Source organism: Pseudomonas sp. MPFS (assembly GCF_022537035.1).
In the GTDB taxonomy this organism is placed as follows: domain Bacteria; phylum Pseudomonadota; class Gammaproteobacteria; order Pseudomonadales; family Pseudomonadaceae; genus Aquipseudomonas; species Aquipseudomonas sessilinigenes.
Genome location: NZ_CP066123.1, coordinates 3,680,220 through 3,701,577 on the forward strand (window position 1 = coordinate 3,680,220; position 21,358 = coordinate 3,701,577).

The 21,358-nt window shown below is 59.7% G+C and carries 19 protein-coding genes; 11 read left to right on the forward strand and 8 right to left on the reverse strand.

Annotated features, from left to right (window positions below; translation table 11 throughout):
• Window positions 1–62 precede the first annotated feature (62 nt).
• From I9018_RS16825 to I9018_RS16835, 3 genes are read left to right on the forward strand one after another with little or no spacing between them, the layout of a single operon-like run.
• The gene (locus I9018_RS16825) at window positions 63–743 is read left to right on the forward strand and encodes a C39 family peptidase (RefSeq protein ID WP_068586595.1); all 681 of its coding nucleotides are present in this window, start codon (window positions 63–65) and stop codon (window positions 741–743) included.
• Window positions 744–788: 45 nt separating this feature from the next.
• Window positions 789–1,529: a hypothetical protein gene (locus I9018_RS16830; RefSeq protein ID WP_241106935.1), complete on the forward strand. Its 741-nt coding sequence runs from the start codon at window positions 789–791 to the stop codon at window positions 1,527–1,529.
• Window positions 1,530–1,576: 47 nt separating this feature from the next.
• Window positions 1,577–2,875 carry a hypothetical protein gene (locus I9018_RS16835; protein WP_241106936.1) on the forward strand — a complete coding sequence of 433 codons (1,299 nt, stop codon included), beginning with the start codon at window positions 1,577–1,579 and terminating at the stop codon, window positions 2,873–2,875.
• A 66-nt stretch (window positions 2,876–2,941) separates the two neighbouring features.
• Here I9018_RS16835 and I9018_RS16840 read toward each other — a convergent pair whose 3' ends face one another.
• Complete coding sequence (locus I9018_RS16840) at window positions 2,942–4,267, reverse strand: sigma-54 dependent transcriptional regulator (RefSeq protein WP_124347717.1); 1,326 nt, start codon at window positions 4,265–4,267, stop codon at window positions 2,942–2,944.
• Window positions 4,268–4,622: 355 nt separating this feature from the next.
• Here I9018_RS16840 and I9018_RS16845 point away from each other — a divergent pair, with 355 nt between their 5' ends.
• On the forward strand, window positions 4,623–4,889 hold the full coding sequence (locus I9018_RS16845) for a hypothetical protein (protein ID WP_068586606.1): 267 nt from the start codon (window positions 4,623–4,625) through the stop codon (window positions 4,887–4,889).
• A gap of 272 nt (window positions 4,890–5,161) precedes the next feature.
• Here the strand turns inward: I9018_RS16845 and I9018_RS16850 are convergent, their stop codons facing one another.
• Window positions 5,162–7,309 (reverse strand): phospholipase C, phosphocholine-specific, encoded by a 2,148-nt coding sequence (locus I9018_RS16850; RefSeq protein ID WP_241106937.1) that lies wholly within the window; start codon window positions 7,307–7,309, stop codon window positions 5,162–5,164.
• 314 nt (window positions 7,310–7,623) lie between these two features.
• Window positions 7,624–8,634: an alpha/beta hydrolase gene (locus I9018_RS16855; protein WP_068586616.1), complete on the reverse strand. Its 1,011-nt coding sequence runs from the start codon at window positions 8,632–8,634 to the stop codon at window positions 7,624–7,626.
• A gap of 339 nt (window positions 8,635–8,973) precedes the next feature.
• On the opposite strand from I9018_RS16855, the gene nhaB reads away from it, so the two are divergent.
• On the forward strand, window positions 8,974–10,476 hold the full coding sequence (nhaB, locus tag I9018_RS16860) for a sodium/proton antiporter NhaB (RefSeq protein WP_241106938.1): 1,503 nt from the start codon (window positions 8,974–8,976) through the stop codon (window positions 10,474–10,476).
• 60 nt (window positions 10,477–10,536) lie between these two features.
• Here the strand turns inward: nhaB and I9018_RS16865 are convergent, their stop codons facing one another.
• Genes I9018_RS16865 through gnd form a run of 3 tightly spaced genes read right to left on the reverse strand, consistent with a single transcriptional unit; the run spans window position 10,537 to window position 13,849 of the window.
• On the reverse strand, window positions 10,537–11,358 hold the full coding sequence (locus tag I9018_RS16865) for a Cof-type HAD-IIB family hydrolase (RefSeq protein ID WP_241106939.1): 822 nt from the start codon (window positions 11,356–11,358) through the stop codon (window positions 10,537–10,539).
• Window positions 11,355–12,872: a glucose-6-phosphate dehydrogenase gene (zwf, locus tag I9018_RS16870; protein WP_068586625.1), complete on the reverse strand. Its 1,518-nt coding sequence runs from the start codon at window positions 12,870–12,872 to the stop codon at window positions 11,355–11,357. Before zwf ends, I9018_RS16865 begins: the two co-directional genes overlap by 4 nt.
• Entirely contained in the window at window positions 12,869–13,849 is a 981-nt protein-coding gene (gnd, locus tag I9018_RS16875) for a phosphogluconate dehydrogenase (NAD(+)-dependent, decarboxylating) (RefSeq protein ID WP_124347721.1), read from the reverse strand. Before gnd ends, zwf begins: the two co-directional genes overlap by 4 nt.
• A 442-nt stretch (window positions 13,850–14,291) precedes the next feature.
• On the opposite strand from gnd, the gene I9018_RS16880 reads away from it, so the two are divergent.
• The 6 genes from I9018_RS16880 (at window position 14,292) to I9018_RS16905 (ending at window position 19,387) form a co-directional block, all read left to right on the forward strand.
• Complete coding sequence (locus I9018_RS16880; RefSeq protein WP_164487325.1) at window positions 14,292–14,450, forward strand: DUF6026 family protein; 159 nt, start codon at window positions 14,292–14,294, stop codon at window positions 14,448–14,450.
• A gap of 215 nt (window positions 14,451–14,665) precedes the next feature.
• Complete coding sequence (locus tag I9018_RS16885; RefSeq protein ID WP_241106940.1) at window positions 14,666–16,414, forward strand: phosphoethanolamine transferase CptA; 1,749 nt, start codon at window positions 14,666–14,668, stop codon at window positions 16,412–16,414.
• Window positions 16,415–16,640: 226 nt separating this feature from the next.
• Window positions 16,641–16,880 (forward strand): hypothetical protein, encoded by a 240-nt coding sequence (locus I9018_RS16890; RefSeq protein ID WP_241106941.1) that lies wholly within the window; start codon window positions 16,641–16,643, stop codon window positions 16,878–16,880.
• 260 nt (window positions 16,881–17,140) lie between these two features.
• On the forward strand, window positions 17,141–17,308 hold the full coding sequence (locus I9018_RS16895) for a hypothetical protein (protein WP_164823665.1): 168 nt from the start codon (window positions 17,141–17,143) through the stop codon (window positions 17,306–17,308).
• Window positions 17,289–17,963 carry a heavy metal response regulator transcription factor gene (locus tag I9018_RS16900; RefSeq protein WP_068586640.1) on the forward strand — a complete coding sequence of 225 codons (675 nt, stop codon included), beginning with the start codon at window positions 17,289–17,291 and terminating at the stop codon, window positions 17,961–17,963. The genes I9018_RS16895 and I9018_RS16900 overlap by 20 nt, the downstream gene beginning before the upstream one ends.
• Window positions 17,960–19,387, forward strand: coding sequence for a heavy metal sensor histidine kinase (locus I9018_RS16905; protein WP_241106942.1), 1,428 nt, complete (start codon window positions 17,960–17,962; stop codon window positions 19,385–19,387). Before I9018_RS16900 ends, I9018_RS16905 begins: the two co-directional genes overlap by 4 nt.
• Window positions 19,388–19,574: 187 nt before the next feature.
• Here the strand turns inward: I9018_RS16905 and I9018_RS16910 are convergent, their stop codons facing one another.
• Window positions 19,575–20,066, reverse strand: coding sequence for a GNAT family N-acetyltransferase (locus I9018_RS16910; protein ID WP_241106943.1), 492 nt, complete (start codon window positions 20,064–20,066; stop codon window positions 19,575–19,577).
• Window positions 20,067–20,181: 115 nt separating this feature from the next.
• Window positions 20,182–21,348, reverse strand: a complete 1,167-nt coding sequence (gene zapE / locus I9018_RS16915) for a cell division protein ZapE (protein ID WP_241106944.1) — start codon at window positions 21,346–21,348, stop codon at window positions 20,182–20,184.
• Between the last annotated feature and the right edge of the window lie 10 nt (window positions 21,349–21,358).

A 21,358-nucleotide genomic window follows, 5' to 3' on the forward strand; every position in this document is an offset into this window, starting at 1 on the left:
CGCGATCGTAACGAAAGCCCCGGAAACGGGGCTTTTCCACAGTCTTACCAGGCGTAACGATCATGCGTACTGCAATCCTTATTCTGGCGCTGAGCCTTTGTGGCCCGGTACACGCAGCGCAGATGGCCTTTGCCGGCCTGCCCGATGGCGGCTTGCTCTTCAAGAAGGTACAGAGCGTACGCGAACGCAAGTTTGCCGACCTCGTCGAGCAGAAGACCGATTTCAGCTGCGGTGCCGCCTCCCTGGCCACCATCCTGCGCCACGCCTACTGGCTGGATGTCAACGAAGAACAGGTGATCAAGGGCATGCTGACCACGTCGGATCAGAAACTGGTCCAGACCCAGGGGTTTTCCATGCTCGACATGAAGCGCTACGCCGAGAGCATCGGCATGCGTGCCCGCGGCTACCGGATCCCGGCCGACAAGCTCGAATCCGTGAGCATTCCGGTGATCGTGCTGATGGAAATCCGCGGCTACAAGCACTTCGTGGTGCTGCAACGGGCCCAAAAAGACTGGGTATACATCGGCGACCCGGTCCTGGGACACAAGCGCTATACCCATGAAGATTTCGTCAAGGGCTGGAATGGCATCGTCTTCGCCATCATCGGCCCCGGCTATGACAAGACCAACGCGTTGCTCGACCCACCTGCCCCGCTGACCGCGAAAAACAAGCTCGATACCTTTTACCCGGTCCGAGATGCGGAGCTGATGGATTTTGGTTTCATCCAGAGCGACTTCTTCTAGAAGCCCAGACAACTAGAAAGGGGCAGGATGCTCCGGGAGCAGCAGATGAAGACTTCATACTGGCTGGCCGCGGCCTGCCTGGCAGCAGCTCTTCCGGCCCATGCGGGTTTCAAGCCCATCGAAGTGCAGGACCAGGAACTCTCGCAATTGCGCGGCCGCTATGTCATGCCCGGGCGCATCATCAGTTTCGGCATTGTCATGAGCACGACCTGGCGCAACGCCAGTGGCGACCTGATCGGCGCCAGCAGCACCCTGCAGATCCAGCAGTCGACGATCAAACCCCAGTTCTATGTCACCACCATCAACCAGACCGGCAATGGCAGCACCCCTGCCCAGGGCACCGGCAATGTGATCGGCGGCTCTGGCCTGGGCACCGGCCAGGGCGTGACCCAGGTGGTCCGGGCTGCGGGCGACAGCAACAGCGCCTACAACAACGTCAGCATCAACGTCAGCGAGGCCAATCAGGCACCGACCCAGGGCATTAGCCCCGGCCAGGCACTGGTAAACGGCCAGACCATCACCAGTAGCAACGCTGCCGGCAGCGTTACGGTCTCGGCGCTCAGCGGCGGCATCCAGATGGCCATCCAGGCCAATGCCAACCAGGGTAATACCCTGCAGCAAGTGGCCCAGGGCAATGTGTTGCAGAACACCCGTCTACTGGGCAACAGCAACTTGGTGAACAACCTCACCCAACTCAATGTTGTCCTACAAAACAACGGCCCTAGCACCGGCGCTCTGGACTGCAATCTGACGACGCTGAACGGACTACGCAATTTGAAATTCTGAACTACGCTGCTTTCGACCATTGGGGTTTACAAGGGACGGTTTATTTCATGTATCGATCGGTTTCACTGCGCGCGGTTGTATGTTTGAGCACCCTCTTTCCGATGGCGCTGCAAGCAGCGCCCGACTCGGATGTAGAGGCCCTGAAACGGGAACTTCTGGAGCTGAAGCAGCGTTATGACGTGCAACAGAAGGCGCTGGCGGTCTTGGAGCAACGGGTCCGCCAGGTCGAGGACCAGCCTGCCGCCCCACAGCCCAAGCGCCTGGCCAAGTCGCCTTCGGACCTCAAGGGCAACCCCCAGGTTGCCGGTACCGGGGCCGCAGCGGCCTCCGGAGGCGCTGGCGGCGGTGCCAGCTATGGGCAGTCGCTCAAGGATGATTCGACTCCCGCCCAGAGCGTGACCAACCTGTATGACGAGGCCAGCGGCTTCTTTGGCGGCGGCAAGTTCAGCTTCGAAACCGGCCTGACCTATGCCCGCTACGACACTCGCCAGTTAGTCCTCAATGGATTTCTGGCACTGGACTCGATTCTTCTGGGCAAAATCAACCTGGACCGGATCAAGTCGGATACCTGGACCATGGACCTGACCGCCCGCTACAACCTCAACAACCGCTGGCAGTTCGATATCAACGCACCGATCGTCTACCGCGAGTCGGTTTACTCGGCGGCAGGGGCTAACGGTGGATCGGCGCAGTCTATTTCAGAAAAAACCGTCACTCGCGATCCTACGCTGGGAGACGTCAACTTCGGGGTTGCCTACAAATTCCTCGACGAATCCGACAGCCTTCCTGATGCGGTGGTCAGCCTGCGGGTAAAAGCCCCCACCGGCAAGGACCCGTTCGGCATCAAGTTTGTTCAAGCATCCTCGGACAATACCAATCTGTTCGTACCGGAAAACCTGCCAACCGGTAACGGCGTCTGGTCCATCACCCCAGGTATCTCGCTGGTCAAGACCTTCGACCCGGCGGTGCTTTTCGGTAGCGTGTCCTACACCCACAGCCTGGAAGAATCCTTTGGAGACGTCAGCTCTACCGTCGGCACCAAGACACCGGGCAAGGTGCAAATGGGGGACAGCTTCCAGGTCGGCGCCGGTGTAGCCTTCGCCCTGAACGAGAAAATGAGCATGGCGTTCTCGGTTTCCGACCAGATCCAGCGCAAGAGCAAGATTAAGTACAGCGGCCAGGACTGGCAAAGCGTGGAGTCCAGCGATGCCAACGCCGCCTACTTCAACGTCGGCATGACCATTGCGGCCACCGACCACCTGACCATCGTGCCCAACCTGGCCCTGGGCATGACCCAGGACGCCCCGGACTTCACCTTCAGCCTGAAATTCCCCTACTATTTCTAAGCCGCCGCAAAAACCAAGGCCCGCTGCGATTCCCCAATCGCCGCGGGCCTTGGCCTTTCTCCCGCCCTAGCGGATCTGGTGCTTGTGCAGCAAACGGTAGAAGGTCGGGCGTGAAATACCCAGGACCCGGGCGGCGACGCTGAGGTTGTCGCTATGGCGGTTGAGCACGTCGCACAAGGCCTGATGCTCGGCACGATGCTTGTAGTCTTCCAGGGTGCCCATGGGCACATCTTGGGAAGGCAGGCTGTGCAGGCCCAGATCGCTGGGCTGGATCTGCCGGCCTTCGGCCAGTACCAGGCCACGGCGCACCCGATTGGCCAGCTCACGGACATTGCCCGGCCAGTCGTGCTTGCCCATGGCTACCAGGGCATCCTCGCTGAAGCTGCGCGGCCGGCGCCCGGTTTCCTGACTGTAGAAATGCGCAAAATGGCTGGCCAGCATGCCCAGGTCGCCATGGCGCTCACGCAAGGGCGCCGTGACCACCTGCAGCACATTGAGCCGGTAGTACAAGTCTTCGCGAAAACGACCGCTGATGATGGCCGCTTCCAAGTCCACGTGGGTCGCCGCCAGGACTCGAACATCCACTGGGATCGGCTGGCTACCCCCTACCCGCTCGATGTGTTTTTCCTGAAGAAAACGCAACAGGTTGGCCTGTAGCTCCAGAGGCAAGTCACCTATTTCATCCAGGAACAGCGTGCCGCCATTGGCCGCCTCGATGCGCCCCACCTTACGCTGGTGAGCACCGGTGAAGGCCCCCTTTTCATGACCGAACAACTCGGACTGGATCAGGTGCTCCGGAATCGCTCCGCAGTTGATGGCGACAAAGGGCTTGTCATGGCGCAGGGATTGGCGGTGCAGGGTGCGCGCCACCAGCTCCTTGCCGGTACCGCTCTCCCCACGGATCAACACGGGCGACTCGGTGGGTGCCAGCTTACCGAGCAGCTTGCGCAGGTCACGGATCGAACGGCTGTCACCCAGCAGCTCGTGTTCTGGCTGGTCCACATGGATCGAACCCTGGCCCCGCAAGCGCGCCATGCCAAAAGCGCGTCCCAGGGTGACCTGCACCCGCGACACATCGAATGGCAAGGTATGAAAGTCGAAAAACCACTCGCAGACGAAGTCACCGACCTTTTGCAGTCGCAGGACTTCCTGGCTCAGCACTGCTATCCACTCGGTGCCGCTGCGGCTGATCAGGTCCTTGACCGCTTCCGGGCGCTCCAGATGGAAAGGTTGCAGGCGCAACAGGCCAACATCGCACGAGCGCTCGCGCGCAGACTCCAGGTCACAGCTATCGACGTCCCAACCGATGGTACGCAACCCGGGTAACAACCGATGGCAGTCCTCGCAGGGGTCCACCACCAGCAAACGACGCTGCGCGCAAGCTTCGAGCATGACTGTTCCTCGGTGCCCAAAAAAGCGGAAAAGTTACTAGAAACAGCGGCTTGGAAAACCTGGCTGTAACATTAGCAAGAACTTGACACCGGAATGTATCAATTGCTTATAGCGCCGATTACCAAAGGAACTAAGGTGCGCATCGAGGGTCCATCCGAGCGACTGATTGTCGCAGTTGTTTTTTAAAAACCCCGCAACTAAAGGCTCTGACACAAGCCTCTTCGACGAAAGATGTAAAAACTTGTTTTTCGGTGTGACCCGATGCCTATCTCGGTGCATCAGTACAAATAACCAGCCGAACGGTAAGCCCAACCGACGGCACATCATTTGATTGGGCACATAGAGAGAAGACCCCATGAACGCCCCGCTCCGTATCAACGAAGCACTCTTGATCGCCGACCGCGCATTCCAGCCTTTCCAATGCGTGGCCTGGGCCCCACAGGACGGTAACGGCGAGCTGAGCCTGACCGTTGTCGACCGCACCAGCACCCGTATTGGCCGTGCCCAGATTCCCTGCAGCGCCTACTCCGATCCAGCCCAGCTGGAAACCCTGCTCAAGCAGGCTCGTGACGAGCTGAGCCTGGGCGGCTATACCCTACAATCCTGGGTCATGCCTAAGTAAGCATTGCTGTTAGCGGATCCCCTCCAGGGGATCCGCTATTTGAAGCAAACAACTAAGCACGCTATCTATTCACACCATTCATCACAACTTCTGCCATGCAGCATTAGTTGCTTTTGGCATTCCTGCAGCAGGCGGTAGTTTCATTCTCACAGTGACTATCCCGTGCCTGCACCTGTGCGAAGACCTTCCCAGTAAAGAACCGGTTTGTCTTTAGGCCGCCCCCTCGAAAAGCGCATGGCCGGCGTACAAAACCCGTTCACCGGGACCAGCCCTCACCCCTGCCCCATCAATGGATCACTGATGCTATGGGCGCCGGTTTCCAGACGCCCGGCCACGCGGCGCAGCCAGCCACCCTCACTGTGCAATGTCAGGTCATACCAACCGCCGCTGGACTCGCAGGCAAACACCTGGCGCACCTGCGCCCCGGCAGGCACCGACAATGTCCACGGCCCCTGCTGGGTATAGGGGCAACGGTCGATAGAGATCGATACCGCGTGCTCTCCAGGGTTGCTCAGGGTCAGTTGCAACTGATTGTTGCTGGAAGTCACTAGCAGTTCGGGCTGGCGCAACTGCAACTGGCCGTGAAAACTGCGGTGGAAGCCGTTCGGCCCCAATACCCATAGCTGATAGCGCTCCACCACCGACCAACTGTCCTGCAGCGCCTTGCCGGCCTCCACGGTGTAACGCCGTGGAATATCGCTCAGGCGCAGGCAATCGTAGACATGGAACACCGCCCCTTGCTCGCCCGTGTTCTGCAGGCTCAGGGACAAACTCCGGGTCTTGGGGTCGAGTTGGCTGTCGACATGCAGCCGGTATGGCAGGGCTCGCGAAGGACGGGCCAGGCGTTTCTGTACCGGAGGCAACTGCTTGCTGGCCGATGGCACCGGCACGGGCAACAGCTTTTCCTGACGCTGGCGCAGGCTGTCGGCGGCCTGGCGCGTGGTGGTCTGCAACGCTGGCAGTGGTTCATGGTTGGGGTCGACGAAGTTGAACGCCGAGGTCAGGTCGCCACATACCGCGCGACGCCAGGCACTGATGTTCGGCTCACGAACACCGAAGCGTTTTTCCAAAAATTGCAGGACCGAGGTGTGATCGAACACCTGCGAGTTGACCCAGCCGCCGCGACTCCAGGGCGAAAGCACCAGCATCGGTACCCGTGGCCCGGGCCCATACACGCCGCCATCGGGGCGTGGTTGCTGGGTCGAGCCCGGTGGCGCCGGGTGCTTGAACAACTCGTTGTCGAAACCTAGCGTCGATTTGCCGGCAAAGCTGCCGTCCTGGCGTTGGGAAGGTGCCGAAGGCGACGGTACGTGGTCGAAGAAGCCATCGTTTTCATCGTAGGTCAGCAACAGTACGGTCTTGCTCCAGACCTCGGGATTGCTGGTCAGGGCCTGCAGGATCTCCTGGGCGAACCAGCCACCCTGTACCGGGCTCGATGGCCCGGGATGCTCCGAGTAGGCCGCCGGGGCCACGATCCAGCTAACCTGGGGCAGCTTGCCCGCCTGCACGTCGTTGCGAAAGCCCGCGATGATCGCTTCCAGGTTGCTGCCACTGCTGGCTGGCAGGGTATTGCCGTTGCCCTTGTACAAGGGCGCCACGGCATTGAGCGCATCGCTATAAGGCACGTAGGCATTGAAGCCACTGGGGGGCTGGGCCGGATTGCCCACCTGTACGCTGGCTGCACGGTACTGGCGAAAGCCCGCCAGGGGGTTGTCGCCAAAGTTATCCGGCAGATGCTGGTAGACCTTCCAGCTGACCCCTTGCTCCTCCAACCGCTCGGGGTAGGTTTTCCAGCTGTAGCCAACGTTGGTTGGCCCCGGACCGTCCCATTCATTGACCACCGCAGCCACCTGGGCCGCGGACGCACCATTGCTGCCGGTCCAGAGAAACAGCCGATTGGGGTTGGTGCCCGCATGCACCGAACAGTGATAGGCGTCGCACAGGGTGAAGGTATTGGCCAGGGCGAACTGGAAAGGCAATTCCTGCTCGCGGTAGTAACCCATGGACGTGCTGGTCTTGTGCGTCGGCCAGGCATTCATGCGCCCATCACTCCAGGCCGCATGGGCGTCAGGCCAGGTATGCGGCGTGCCACTGACCCGCTGGGCATTGCCACGGGAACTGTCCAGGTGATACGGCATGACGATCCGGCCTTTGCCCTGCTGCTCCCAGACATCGCGCTGGCCGGATAACGGAATGGTGAAGCGATCACTGAAGCCGCGAACCCCGGGAAAGGTGCCGAAGTAATGATCGAAGGAGCGGTTTTCCTGCATCAGGATGACGACATGTTCGACGTCCTTGATTGTCCCCGTGCGGTTGTTCGCCGGTATGGCCAGGGCTTGGCGAATGGACAGCGGCAAGGATGAAAAGAACGAGCCGATGGCGGCCGCCTGCAAGAGCTTCCTGCGTGTAAGACTGGGCATGGGTCATTGAATCCTTATGGTTGCAGCGCGATATAGAACGCTGCATGCAAAGTATTCACAGCAAATAACAATGCAGTGACATTGGCATTGCAATAACTTGATGCCGTACCCATGAACTCGACACTGTCCCTGATTGCAACGGCACTACTAACCCATATCGATTAGATATTGGAAGAATATTCAATGAAAAAAACACCCGAATTCAGTGCTCCCTGAGCCAAACATGATCCGGCCATTTAACGCCTTGGTCTTGGATTTACCGGGAAACAGGATCGACCTGTTCCCGGCCAGCTCATCTATACAGCCCATACCTTCTATTGCAGCTCATCGGCCACTTCATTGCGTTGCACTCGAAGTGGATTGAAGATCAAGCGAATGAACTGCGGGTCCTGCGCCAGCTTGTAGTCCTTGCCCACAAAATATTCCCTGGCCGCCGGATCATTCTTAGCCACGTACAACACCCACGCGGTAGTGATACCCGCGAATTCGTTTTCCCTGACAACCCGCACCGGGCTGAAATGCGTAGCGTTATGGGCCGTGGCGCTCCATCCCGGTACCGTCCTGATCAGGCCGCCTTGCCACAACCTGGGCCATGCCCAGGCCGGCACGACCACATCCGCCGCACCGGTGAGCACCAGCGTTGGAGTCCTCACCGTCGAGCCAAGGCCGATCGGCCCGGGCTCGATCGGCAGGGAGCCGATGAAACTCAACTGCGGGTCGATGGCCCTCAAGGTCTCTGGCGCAAGGCTCGAAGACAGGATCGAAGCCCCTCCTCCCGCCGAATGCCCGGCCACGATGGTACGTGACAGATCGACCTTGCCAAACAGCGGCGAGGTCGGGTCCTGATTGAGCTTGCTCAACTCGACAGCCCCCAGGACATGCATGCTCGGCGCGGTGTTGATGAAGTCGGAAGACACCACCACGATAAAACCGTAGCTCGCCCATAGCCGCAGCAGATTCGTATATTGCCCCTGATTGGAAAGAATACCGCCGACGAAATTGATCACCGGCAACTTGTCCAGGGTCTTTATATTGGAAGGGTAATAAACACTGGTGGAAATCGGATTGGAGAAACCATAAGGAAAAGACTGATTGCATTGAACGCTGTTATCCAGCAGCAGGATCCTGGCCAATACCCCCAGTAACCCACGACAGTCACCAAGGACTGCATTGGTGGAAACATTGTAGGGCCCTGCCGTCTTGGCAAACTGCTCGTTTGCCAATCCGAATGCCGGAACAAGCTGAGAGGCGCCGACCAAGCCTCCATGTCCAAGAATGATCGTGCCCAGACACAAAGACAGCAGATACCTTGATATCGATTTCATGATAAGTCCCTTTATGTTCTTGCCACTCCTGCAAGACCGAATACCGATGCCTGGCCATGCGTGCGTTAGTTTCGAATAGATCCACCTCAAAAGGTGGTAGTTGAACCGCAACAGCACTGAAACATCATGGCCTTGGTTGTTCCTCAACCACCCACGACCCTAGACAAGGCAAATTCAGCGGTCAATGACTGTTGGTCGACGCGACTCACCCTGCTCCGCCTCGTTGCTCCGGCCTTGATGACTGCCGAAAAGCGAGATTGTGGCAAAAGATTTCATCGTTTCTTGATTCTCAATCCTGCTTGCGGCAACTTGCGCCCTTCTCACTACAAGGAGCAGCCAATGTCCGGCTCAACGGCCCAGGCGTTCGCCCACAATTTTCTCGGCCACTCACCCCGCTGGTACAAGGCAAGCATTGTCGCGTTCCTGGTGCTCAATCCCCTGCTGTTCTTCTGCATCAGCCCCGCCGCTACCGGCTGGTGCCTGGTGATCGAATTCATCTTCACCCTGGCCATGGCTCTCAAGTGCTACCCCTTGATGCCTGGCGGATTGTTGCTGGTGCAAGCGATGCTGTTGGGCATGGCCACGCCTGAAGCGTTGTACGAGGAACTGGTGCACAACTTCCCGGTGATCCTGCTGCTGATGTTCATGGTCGCCGGCATCTACTTCATGAAAGAGTTGCTGTTGTTTCTGTTCTCCCGGTTGCTGCTGGGGGTGCGTTCCAAGGCCTTGCTGGGTTTGCTGTTCTGTTTTCTCTCAGCCTTTCTCTCGGCGTTTCTCGACGCCCTGACAGTCACCGCAGTGATCATCAGCGCGGCGGTCGGCTTCTATTCCGTTTATCACCGGGTAGCATCAGGCAACGATCCACGCCAGGACAGCGCCTACGGCGACGACCAGCACTTGCCGGCGCTGCATCACGGTGACCTGGAACAATTCCGTGCCTTCCTGCGCAGCCTGCTGATGCATGGTGCCGTAGGCACTGCCCTGGGGGGTGTCTGCACCCTGGTGGGCGAACCCCAGAATCTGCTGATCGGCCATGAAATGGGCTGGCACTTTGTCGATTTCTTCAGCAAGGTGGCGCCTGTCTCCCTCCCGGTACTGGCCGCCGGGCTGGTGACTTGTGTGCTGTTGGAGAAACTGCGCTGGTTCGGCTACGGCACCCTGCTGCCGGACAATGTCCGCCAGGTACTGGCCAACCACGCCGCCGAAGACGATGCCCAGCGTACGCCCCGTCAGCGCGCAGCCTTGCTGGTGCAGGGGCTGGCCGCACTGATCCTGATCATTGGCCTGGCCCTGCATGTGGCCGAGGTCGGACTGATCGGCCTGCTGGTGATCGTACTGATCACCGCCTTCACCGGGATCACCGACGAACACCGCCTGGGCAACGCCTTCAAGGACGCCATGCCCTTCACCGCACTGCTGGTGGTGTTCTTTGCGGTGGTCGCGGTAATCCACCAGCAGCAACTGTTCACGCCATTGATCCAGTGGGTCCTGGCGCTGCCCGCCGATAGCCAGCCTGGCATGCTGTTCATCGCCAATGGCCTGCTCTCGGCCATCAGCGACAACGTGTTCGTCGCCACTATCTATATCACCGAGGTCAAGCAAGCCTTCCTGAACGGGCAGATGAGCCGCGAACATTTCGAGACCCTGGCCATCGCCATCAATACCGGCACCAACCTGCCCAGCGTGGCCACTCCCAATGGCCAGGCGGCGTTCCTGTTCCTGCTGACCTCGGCGATCGCACCGCTGGTGCGCCTGTCCTATGGACGGATGGTGTGGATGGCCCTGCCCTATACCCTGGTGATGGGCGTACTGGGCTGGTATGCCGTCAGCTACTGGCTCTAGGAAAGGCTCGGCAGGCGCTGGCACGGGGCCACTTAGGGGACCGCGCCCGGGCCTGAAGACTCAACGCTGCAGGATGTAACGTTCGATCGCCTCGGCAGCGCCATCTTCCAGGTTGCTGCCGGTGATCACGTCAGCCTGGCGCTTGACCTGATCTTCGGCCTGGCCCATGGCGATCGACAGCCCGGCACGTTGGAACATCGCCGGGTCATTACCGCCATCGCCCAGGGCCGCAGTGCGCTCCAGCGGCACCCCGAGGTATTGGGCCAGTGTCTCCAGGGCCTGGCCCTTGTCCGCCTGAACCGCGGTAACGTCCAGGAACCGTGGTTGAGAACGCGAGACCTGGGCCTGCCCTGCCGTCTGTTGTTGCAGGCGCGCCTCCAGCTCCACCAGCAAGCGCCAGTCGCTGCTGGCTGCCACGACCTTGTCGATGCAGTGCAGGTAGTCCTCGAAACTGTCCACCACTTGCGGCGCATAACCCAGGGCCTGCTGCTCCAGAGGTAGCAACGGACCGTGCGGATCGCGCACCAGCCACTGGTTGTCAGCGAAGACCCAGGTCTCGACCTCTGCATAGGGGGCGAACAACAGCAAGGCCGTCACGGCTGCCGCCACCGGTACATGGTGGCGTGCCAGGTAGCGACCATCGGGATGGACAATGCTGCCGCCATTGAAGCCGGCGCAAGGCAGCTCGACACCCAGGGTTTCAATCTGTTGCCTCATGGCTCGTGGCGGGCGACCGCTCGCCAGGCTGAAGCCGATGCCGGCCTCATGCAGGGCCTGCACCGCGGCGAGGGTCCGCGGGCTGAAGCTGTGATCCGGGCGCAACAAAGTGCCGTCCATATCGCTGAGCACCAGAGCGATGGGATAGTGGGCCGCACTGTTCATCCAAGAGGGCGCCAGACGCGTCCGTCCCGGGCCAGCAGTTGATCGCCAGCCGCTGGGCCGTCACTACCGGCCGGATACTGCTGCAGCGTTGCATCCTGCTTCCAGGCATCGAGGAAGGGTTGCACCGCACGCCAGCCGTTCTCGATATTGTCTGCCCGCTGGAACAGCGTCTGATCGCCGATCAGGCAGTCATAGATCAGCGTCTCGTAGCCGGTGGACGGCTGCATCTCGAAGAAATCCTTGTAGGCGAAGCCCGACTCGATGCTGGCCATGTCCAGGGTCGGCCCGGGTTTCTTCGCCAGCAGGTCGAACCACATGCCCTCATCGGGCTGAATCTGGATCCGCAGGTACGTCGGCATCAAGCGTTCGACCTCGGTATCGCGAAACTGCGCATAGGGCGCAGGCTTGAAGCAGATGACGATCTCGGTGTCGCGCACGCTCATGCGCTTGCCGGTACGCAGATAGAACGGCACTCCGACCCAGCGCCAGTTATCGATCATGACCTTCAGGGCAACGTAGGTCTCGGTATTGCTATCGGGAGCCACGTTGCTTTCATCGCGGTACCCGGCCAGCGCCTTGCCCGCCACCAGGCCGCTGCTGTACTGGCCGCGCACGGAATTGGCCCGGGCTTCCTCGGGCGACCAGGGACGAATGGCCCCGACGACCTTGGCCTTTTCGCCGCGCACCGCGTCGGCACCAAAAGCCGCTGGCGGCTCCATGGCCACCATCGCCAGTAACTGGAACAAGTGGTTGGGCACCATGTCCCGAAGGGCACCGGTGTGTTCATAAAAGCTGCCACGGGTTTCCACCCCGACGGTTTCCGCCGCCGTGATCTGCACGTGGTCGATGTAATGGTTGTTCCAGAACGCCTCGAACAGGCTATTGGAAAAACGACTGACCAGAATGTTCTGGACCGTTTCCTTGCCCAGGTAATGGTCAATACGATAGATCTGTTTCTCGCCCATGACCTTGAGCAGGCAGGCATTGAGCGCTTCGGCAGTGGGCAGGTCGGAGCCGAAGGGCTTCTCGATCACCACCCGGCGAAAGGCCTCGGGACTCTCCTTGAGCAGCCCCGCCGCTCCCAGGCGCTGCACCACTTCACTGAAGAACCGTGGCGCGGTCGCCAGGTAGAACACCGCATTGCCCGTACCGCTGGCGGCGATCCGGGCCGCCAGCTCGGCATAGGTGGCATCGTCCAGGAAATCGCCCTGGACGTAACTGATACCCCGGGTCAAGCGGGCCCAGGCATCCACGTCGATGGAGGCGCCTTGGCCCTGCTTGTTCAGCACTTCATCGCGAAGGAAGTTTTCCAGCAAGGTGGCGAACTCGGCGTCGCTCACCGCATTGTGGTCGACACCGACAATCCGCAGCCCGTCATCCAGCAAACCATCGCGACTGAGGTTGTACAGCGCTGGCATCAGCAAGCGCTTGACCAGGTCACCACGGGCACCGAACAGAAACAACGTGGTCGCCGGCGCCGGCAACGCCTTGGACTTCCTTCGCTCTGAGGTCATTTCTTCCCAGTCTCCACATGGCCGCCGAAGCCGAAGCGCATGGCCGACAACACCTTGTCACCATAGGTGCCCTGGCCACGGGAACGGTAGCGGGAGAACAACGAATTGGACAGTACCGGTACCGGCACCGCTTGCTCCATGGCCGCCTCGATGGTCCAGCGTCCTTCACCGCTATCGGCTACCGAACCGGAGAACCCATCGAGCTTTGGATCGCTGGCCAGGGCGTCGGCAGTCAAGTCCAGCAGCCAGGAGGACACCACGCTGCCACGACGCCAGACCTCGGCGATATCGGCGACATTGAGATCGAAGCGCTGGTCTTCCGGCAGCGTCTCCGAGGCCTTGGTCTTGAGGATGTCGAAGCCCTCGGCGAAGGCCTGCATCATGCCGTACTCGATACCGTTGTGGATCATCTTGACGAAATGCCCGGAACCGGCAGGACCGGCATGGATATAGCCACGCTCGGCGCGATCATCGGTAGCGACCCGGTCCTTGGTCCGAGGGATCGAACCCATGCCAGGCGCCAGGGCGGCAAACAGCGGGTCCAGGCGCAGGACTTCGTCGGCATCACCGCCGATCATCATGCAGTAGCCGCGCTCCAGGCCCCAGACGCCGCCGGAAGTACCCACGTCAATGTACTTCAGGCCTTTGTGCGCCAGGTCGCGAGCGCGACGGATGTCATCCTTGTAATAGGTGTTGCCGCCATCGATGATCACGTCACCCGGCTCCAGCAACTGGCTCAGGGTGTCGATGGTTTCCTCGGTGGGTGCGCCAGCTGGCAGCATGACCCACACCGCGCGAGGCTGTTGCAGGCCGGCCACCAGCTCTGGCAGGTCAGCGACACCCTTGGCGCCCTCGGCGGCCAGGGTATCGACGAAGTCGGTATTGCGGTCGAAGACCACGGTCTCGTGCCCATTGAGCATCAGGCGCCGTGCAATGTTGCCGCCCATGCGGCCCAGTCCAATAATCCCCAGTTGCATGTGCTGATGCTCCTACTGCAAAAATCCAGATCAAAAATGTATAGCCCAGCGAAGGGCCCAGGTGAAAACCTCAAGGTGCGCAACTATACAAGGCAAGAGACCTCAAGACAGCGCAATCTTCCGTCATCAGGCGAGTTTTTGCTTCCAGCTGCGGTCAATCCCGACCGTTCGTCCCGGATTGGCACGAGTTGCTTGAAGATTAGTCCCGCCACCAACGCTGAAGTTTCCAAATTCTCGGGTGAATAACGCCCCTGTTCACCGCGAAGGCACAAGGACCATGAAAAATAAAAAAGTTCACTTGAGCCAGAAAATAAATAGAATTGCCCCCGTCGGACAGCCTGCCGCCTGGATCCAGCAGGTGCTGCACCGACTGCCATGGCACTTGGAGCAAGGACGCAGACAGCGGAGCATAGTTCAGAGACACCATTTGCGAGGTGAAGCGATGGGCACCGTAGTACCTGCACGACCTGCACAGACCCTGTACGTCACTATTCGACGCGACGAACTGCGTCAACTCCAGGCAGAACGTGAGCAACTGCAACAGGAGCTCGCACAATTGCGCCTGCAGTTACAGAATCAGCAGCGCACGCCTTCGCACTAACGCCCCGCAAACCATAACGACCGGTCCTGGCCCCAAGCATAGGGAGCTAGCCGGTGCCGGGTCGTGCGCCACAAAAATCCAACGTTCTACCGACAAACTTTTCACACTTGGCTCTCGATACTCCCGGCCATTGTGGCCGTCTTGATACAAACGACGGCCTTCATTTGCAGCGCTGAGCAGGCGCGCAATGATCATGGTTTTCTGGGGAGCGCTGAATGGCATTGTTCAAACGCGGTGGCGGTGACACGCCTGCGAAAGGTTTCGACTGGATGGGCCTGCTCTGGCTCTTCCTGTTCTTTTGGTACTTCTCCGGTATCACCCAACTGCTGATCCAGCTGACCGGCACCTCAGGCTTCACCGGTTTCCGCCAGGCCTTCATCATGAGTGCCGTCTGGCTGGCACCGCTGCTGCTGTTTCCCTCACGCACCAAGCTCATGGCCGCGATCATCGGCGTTGTACTCTGGGCGTGCTCCATGGCCAGCCTGGGCTACTTCTTCGTCTACCAGCAGGAGTTCTCACAAAGCGTCATCTTCATCATGTTCGAGTCCAACCCCTCGGAAGCCGGTGAATACCTGACCCAGTACTTTGCCTGGTGGATGCTGCTGGCATTCGTGGCCCACACCGCTTTCGCCATCTTTCTCTGGACCCGCCTGCGCCCGGTCCATATGCCCCGGCTTCAAGCCTTGGCGGCAGCGGTGGCGATCCTGGTGGCCATTGTCGGCTACCCGCTGGTCAAGCAGATTTCCCGCACCGCCACCCTGGCCGAGGGCCTGGAAAAATTCGAGACCCGCATCGAGCCCGCGGTACCGTGGCAGATGGTGGTCGCCTATCGCCGCTATCGCGAACAACTGGACAACATGCAGGGCATGCTCGATAGCGTGAGCAAGATCCCGCCCCTGACCAACCTCAAGGACAGCATGGCCAATCAGCCGGCCACCCTGGTGCTGGTGATCGGCGAATCCACCAACCGCCAACGCATGAGCCTCTACGGCTATCCACGCCAGACCACCCCTGAACTGGACAAGCTCAAGGACCAGATGGCGGTTTTCAACAACGTCATCACTCCGCGCCCCTACACCATCGAGGCCCTGCAGCAGGTACTGACCTTCGCCAACGAAGAAAACCCCGACCTGTACCTCAAGACTCCGTCCCTGGTCAGCGTGATGAAACAGGCCGGCTACAAGACCTACTGGATCACCAACCAGCAGACCATGACCAAGCGCAACACCATGCTCACCACTTTCTCCGAGCAGGCGGACGAGCAGGTGTACCTGAACAACAATCGCAACCAGAACGCCCGCCAATACGATGGCGATGTACTGGAGCCGTTTTCCAAGGCCCTGGCCGATAGCGCACCACGCAAGTTCATCGTGGTCCATCTGCTGGGCACGCACATGAGTTACCAGTACCGCTACCCGCCCAGCTTCGACAAGTTCACCGATCGCCAGGGCGTACCGCCGACTCTGCACGACGACCAGGTTCCAACCTACAACAGCTACGACAATGCCGTGTTGTATAACGATTTCGTGGTGTCCAGCCTGATCAAGGACTACGCCAAGACCGACCCCAACGGTTTCCTGTTGTACCTCTCGGACCATGGTGAGGATGTGTTCGACTCAGCTGGACATGACACCCTTGGGCGCAACGAAGGCAAGCCCACCGCGCCGATGTACACCATTCCGTTCATGGCCTGGGCATCGCCCAAATGGCGGGAAACCCACGATTGGAGCTTCGCCTCCGACCTCAATCGTCCTTATATGAGCTCGCAACTGATTCATACCTGGGCCGATCTGGCCGGCCTGAGCTTCGATGAACTGGACCGTACCCGCAGCCTGGTCAGCGACAGCTTCAAGCCGCGCCCCTTGCTGATCGGCGATCCCTATACCCGTCAGAACAAGCCATTGATCGATTTCAGCCTGATGAAACCCAAGGCCCCCACCGACAGCGCGGTGGTCCAGCAATAAGCCACGAATAGAGGGCCGCAATGGCCCTCGATACCGGGCTGCGCTCACGCCTGCATAGCCACCGTAACGGACAGCAGGCGCCCTGGCGGAAACACCATGTCAAAAATGTAATGATCGAATCAGGCTGACGTTAACCCTGACTTAATAGAATCGAGTTTAACTTCCCCCGTCACTTGTTATTCAGGGATGGGGCAAGTACCGAATACTCTTAAGCAGGAAATACAGCATGAAACTCTCGACTATTGTACTCAGCGGCCTGATCCTGGTCGGCTCCAGCGCAGCCTTCGCTGAGGGTGGTTCCGAGCGCGTACAACAGTTCTATCAGAACTTCCGTGTCAATCAGCAGCAAATCCACGGCACCCAAACCGCAAATACTGCCAAGACCGAAAAGAAGCAATCTACCTCGCAATACTCAACATCGGACGCCAAACAAGAACAACAAAGAACCCAACAGCCCGATGCCTGACTCAGTACAAACCACTCTCTGCTCCGGACCGCCATCGGTTTGAGGAGCGGACTTCCAGGCGCCTGCATAGGCGCCTTTTCTTATCGCGTTAATTCTTTCACGGCAATTACCGCGACATTACAACCTTGTAACCTGGCGCACCTGTCGATTTAACTCACTTAACATCCAAGCCAACTGGACAGGACCTCTCCTCAAGACACGAAAGGAAACAATAAGCCCCAGGGTATTTCCTGAGCCTCTATTGCGCCTGAAAATCGAATATGAATGTTCTGACAGGACGCATGCCAGTCGTCGAGAACAGATCTAATCCATTGAATTATCTGGGTTACTTTATTGACCCTGTAGCTACTTCAGGCTTCATCATCGAACCATCGGATAAAGCCCAAGCAGTTGAAGAGGATAAAGACCATGCGCATTCTAGTGATTGAAGACGAACCGAAAACAGCTGACTACTTACATCAGGGACTCACCGAAAGTGGCTATATCGTCGATCGTGCCAACAACGGAGTAGATGGACTACACCTGATCGAACAACAACCCTACGAGTTGGTGATACTTGATGTAAATCTGCCGGGCAAGGATGGCTGGCAAGTGCTGGCGAACATGCATCGTCAATACACCGCTAGAGTCATGATGCTAACGGCCCGAGGGCGCCTTGAAGACAAAGTCAGGGGCCTGGATATGGGGGCCGACGATTATCTGGTCAAACCATTTCAATTCCCGGAGTTACTGGCTCGCGTCCGAACCCTGATGCGTCGTAGTGAACCTGTGGCTCAACCGGAAGTATTGCAAGTTGCCGACTTACAACTTGATCCCAGGCGCCACCGGGCTTATCGCGGTGATCGTCGTATCGACCTGACGACCAAGGAATTCACCCTGTTGCATGTTCTGATGCGACATTCAGGAGAAGTCCTGACTCGCACACAAATCATTTCCCTGGTCTGGGACATGAACTTCGACTGCGATACCAACGTGGTGGAAGTGTCCATCAGTCGCCTGCGGGCGAAGATCGACGATGCCAGTGAGCTCAAGCTGATCCATACCCTGCGCGGCGTTGGCTATGTACTGGAAATACGCCAATGAACACCCACCCGCCCTCGCCCACCAACAGCAGCTTGTCCATGCGCCTGGGGCTGACCGTCAGTCTGATGGGTGCAGCGCTGGTGTTGCTGCTGGCCACCTTGGCCTACCTGTCCTTGAACCATGAACTGGACAACCTGGCGCGCAAGAGCTTGCGCAGCAAGCTGGAACAGATCCAGCACAGCCTCCTCAGCGATCTCAAGAGCAGCGACCTGGCCGCCCGCCCCCACTCCCTGCTGGATCTGGTGATGGGGCACGACAACCTGCAACTCTCCGTGCTGGGCAGCGCCCCTCAGACAGAACCTTTGCTGGACGTCGGCGGCATCGGCCAACAGCCCCTGCCCGACACCTTGAAGAAAGCCACCGGCAGCGCTTATCTGGAATGGAACGATAGCCGTGGCAGGCAGCTACTCAGTGCATCGCAAGTCATGCCACTGCGCAGTGGCGAACAGGTACGGGTGATCCTGAGTCTCGATCGAAGCAATGACCAGGCCTTGCTCAGTGCCTACCTGCGCTCCACGGTGATTGCCTTGCCGCTACTCCTGCTGTTGATCGGTATCGGCGCCTGGTGGCTGGTGCAACGCGGCTTGCTGCCGCTGCAGCAGTTCACCCGCGTCGCGGCGAAGGTCACGACCCAGGACCTTACCCATCGCCTGAACCTGGAGCGCCTGCCACGGGAGCTGGCGGAGCTGGGCCAGGGCATCAATGTCATGCTGCAACGCCTGGACGGAGGGGTGCAGCGCCTGTCGCAGTTCTCCGACGATCTGGCCCACGAGCTGCGCTCGCCCATCAGCAATCTGATGGGCAAGGCCCAGGTGACCCTATCTCGCGAACGCCCGCCCCAGGAATACAAGGCCGTGCTGGAGGCCAGCATCGAGGAGCTGGAACGCGTGACCCGGATCGTCGCTGACATGCTGCTCCTGGCCCAGGTCAGCCAACCCGCTTCCCAGGCGCGCTTCGCCCGGGTGTCGCTACGGGTGGAAGCCCGCAAGGTCATGGACCTGTTCGCCCTGAGCGCCGAGGACAAGCACGTTCAACTGCATTTGAGTGGCGATGCCTGGGTCCTGGGCGATCGGTTGATGATCCAGCGAGCGATTTCCAACTTGTTGTCCAATGCCATCCGTCATAGCCCGCCCGGAAGCCGTATCGAGCTGGGAGTCGAACCACGACTACAGACTGTCAACCTGACCGTGAGCAACCCGGGAGCGGGCATCGCCGCCTGCCACCTGCCTCATCTGTTCGAGCGTTTCTACCGGATCGACAGCAGTCGCACTCGCGCCGAAGGTGGTACAGGCCTGGGGTTGGCGATCGTCCGCTCGATCATGAGCCTGCATGAGGGGCAAGCCGAGGTCAGCAGCGTAGAGGACGGCCAGACCGAGTTCCGCCTGGTGTTTCCCAAGCTCGGCCCCGCGCACCACGACCTCTAGCCGCGATCGGCTAGAGCAGCCAGGCCCCTGCTGCAGCCCCCAGAAGCACCAGGAACCAAGGCGGAACCTAAAGCGCAGCAGCCAACAACCCCACCACTGCGGCATTGACTTCCGCCAGCGCCGCCTGGAGCCCCTGGCGGTGGCGTAGCGCTTGCCGGACTGGCTGGCGAAGGCGTGGTGCCTGGCATTACAAGGATTTGCTCCAGAACAGCATGCGGCCATAGGCAGGATCGAGCATCGCGCTGGCAAAACCGCAAGCCTTATAGGCCGCCTGGGCCCTGGCATTGCCTTCCAGTACCTCCAGGGTGATCTTGCAGCAGCCACGCTGGCGAGCGATGTCCTCGACCTTTTGCAGCATGCGCTTGCTCAGGCCCTGACCGCGGAAGGCATCGAGCACCACCACGTCATGGACATTCACCAGGGGCCGGCAGGCGAAGGTAGAAAAACCCTCGAAACAGTTCACCAACCCCACTGGTTGCCCACCCGCGAAAGCCAGCACACTGAATGCTTGCGGCCGCTTGGCCAGCTCCTCTGGCAGTTGCTGTAGCGGGTCCACTGCCAGGGAACAGCCTCCGCCCATGGGGCCTTCGGCATAGTGACTCAGTAACACGCCTATGGCTTCGGCATGCACCGGATTGCTGTAGCTGGCTTGCAACACCACGACATCGGCAACGTCCATGTTCATCCTCGATCGATGCATTGAAAGTGAGCACTGGCGGCTCAGGCAGCTCGGATTGTAGGCGGAGCATGTGAGCAAACGAAGATTTTCACCTGTCCCTACGGAAAAATCCTAATCAATGGCCAGGATGAACCGTAGCCGGAACGGTTTCCCGGCGAGAAACCTGGGGTGAGCCAAAACGCTGCAATTGCATTTCCTGCAGTCGGCTCAAGGTCCGGCGAAACGCAAACTCCAGGTAGCCTTCGGTATACAGCTGTTCCATCGCGACGTGAGCCTCCAGATAGAGGGGCACCTTACGGTCGTAGCATTCATCCACCAGCGCGATGAAGCGTCGCACCGCATCGTCATGAATCGACAGCTGCGGCAATTCGCGGTCCCCTGCTACGACTCGTTCGGCGCCGTCCTCGGTGCCACGGGCAATGCGCCCCGGGCGCTGCTGGGCACTCAGGCAAGGCACCTCACTGAGCATGATCGCGCTGTAGCGGTCGCACAGGGCCATGAAGTCCATGGCAGAAAACGGCTGCTCGCACAGATCGGCAAAACGGCACCAGATCACCGATTCGGCGGCCTTGATCACCACGACCTCACGATAGCCAAGCAGCACCGGCTCGCGGGAGACGGCCTGCCCGGCGCTCAAGCCCTGGAAGCACGGTTCCAGGGCACTGGCCTGGCCTGGCGCGCCAACCCAATAGCGTTGCGTAGCGGTTCCGGGATGCAGGCGATGATCCTGCTCGCCATCCACCGCCACCACCTGCATGTATCGGGTGATGGCCTCGATCGCCGGAATGAAACGCCCACGGTTGAAGCCGTCGGCATAAAGCTGCTCGGGAGGTTGGTTGGACGTGCAGACCATCACCACGCCCTGCTCGAACATCACCTGGAACAGGCGCCCAAGGATGATCGCATCACCGATGTCATTGACGAACAGCTCGTCAAAACACAGCATCCGCACCTCTTCGGCCAACTCCCGGGCCAAGGCCTGCAAAGGATCGGCGGTACCGGTCAACTGGAACGACCGTTGGTGCACCCACCCCATGAAGTGATGAAAGTGCTGGCGTCGCGCCGGAACCTTGAGGCCCTGGTAGAACTGGTCCATCAACCAGGTCTTGCCCCGCCCTACCGCGCCCCATAGATAGACGCCCTGTGTCTCCTTGCGCTGGTGGTGCAAGTCCTCATGGCAACGCTGCAAGGCCTGCACCGCCCGGGCCTGGGCCGGATCGGCAACGAAGCCGTCATGCTCCAGGGCATGCTGGTAGGCACTCAAGGGAGAATCGAAGGGCATCGGGCAACGC

Coding starts and splice junctions, on each gene's coding strand:
- nhaB (WP_241106938.1), top strand. CDS start 8,974: ATGTCCGGCTCAACGGCCCAGGCGTTCGCCCACAATTTTCTCGGCCAC.
- I9018_RS16840 (WP_124347717.1), bottom strand. CDS start 4,267: ATGCTCGAAGCTTGCGCGCAGCGTCGTTTGCTGGTGGTGGACCCCTGC.
- I9018_RS16825 (WP_068586595.1), top strand. CDS start 63: ATGCGTACTGCAATCCTTATTCTGGCGCTGAGCCTTTGTGGCCCGGTA.
- zwf (WP_068586625.1), bottom strand. CDS start 12,872: ATGACCTCAGAGCGAAGGAAGTCCAAGGCGTTGCCGGCGCCGGCGACC.
- I9018_RS16830 (WP_241106935.1), top strand. CDS start 789: ATGAAGACTTCATACTGGCTGGCCGCGGCCTGCCTGGCAGCAGCTCTT.
- I9018_RS16890 (WP_241106941.1), top strand. CDS start 16,641: ATGAAACTCTCGACTATTGTACTCAGCGGCCTGATCCTGGTCGGCTCC.
- I9018_RS16835 (WP_241106936.1), top strand. CDS start 1,577: ATGTATCGATCGGTTTCACTGCGCGCGGTTGTATGTTTGAGCACCCTC.
- I9018_RS16850 (WP_241106937.1), bottom strand. CDS start 7,309: ATGCCCAGTCTTACACGCAGGAAGCTCTTGCAGGCGGCCGCCATCGGC.
- I9018_RS16900 (WP_068586640.1), top strand. CDS start 17,289: ATGCGCATTCTAGTGATTGAAGACGAACCGAAAACAGCTGACTACTTA.
- I9018_RS16845 (WP_068586606.1), top strand. CDS start 4,623: ATGAACGCCCCGCTCCGTATCAACGAAGCACTCTTGATCGCCGACCGC.
- I9018_RS16910 (WP_241106943.1), bottom strand. CDS start 20,066: ATGGACGTTGCCGATGTCGTGGTGTTGCAAGCCAGCTACAGCAATCCG.
- I9018_RS16885 (WP_241106940.1), top strand. CDS start 14,666: ATGGCATTGTTCAAACGCGGTGGCGGTGACACGCCTGCGAAAGGTTTC.
- gnd (WP_124347721.1), bottom strand. CDS start 13,849: ATGCAACTGGGGATTATTGGACTGGGCCGCATGGGCGGCAACATTGCA.
- I9018_RS16880 (WP_164487325.1), top strand. CDS start 14,292: ATGGGCACCGTAGTACCTGCACGACCTGCACAGACCCTGTACGTCACT.
- zapE (WP_241106944.1), bottom strand. CDS start 21,348: ATGCCCTTCGATTCTCCCTTGAGTGCCTACCAGCATGCCCTGGAGCAT.
- I9018_RS16855 (WP_068586616.1), bottom strand. CDS start 8,634: ATGAAATCGATATCAAGGTATCTGCTGTCTTTGTGTCTGGGCACGATC.
- I9018_RS16895 (WP_164823665.1), top strand. CDS start 17,141: ATGAATGTTCTGACAGGACGCATGCCAGTCGTCGAGAACAGATCTAAT.
- I9018_RS16865 (WP_241106939.1), bottom strand. CDS start 11,358: ATGAACAGTGCGGCCCACTATCCCATCGCTCTGGTGCTCAGCGATATG.
- I9018_RS16905 (WP_241106942.1), top strand. CDS start 17,960: ATGAACACCCACCCGCCCTCGCCCACCAACAGCAGCTTGTCCATGCGC.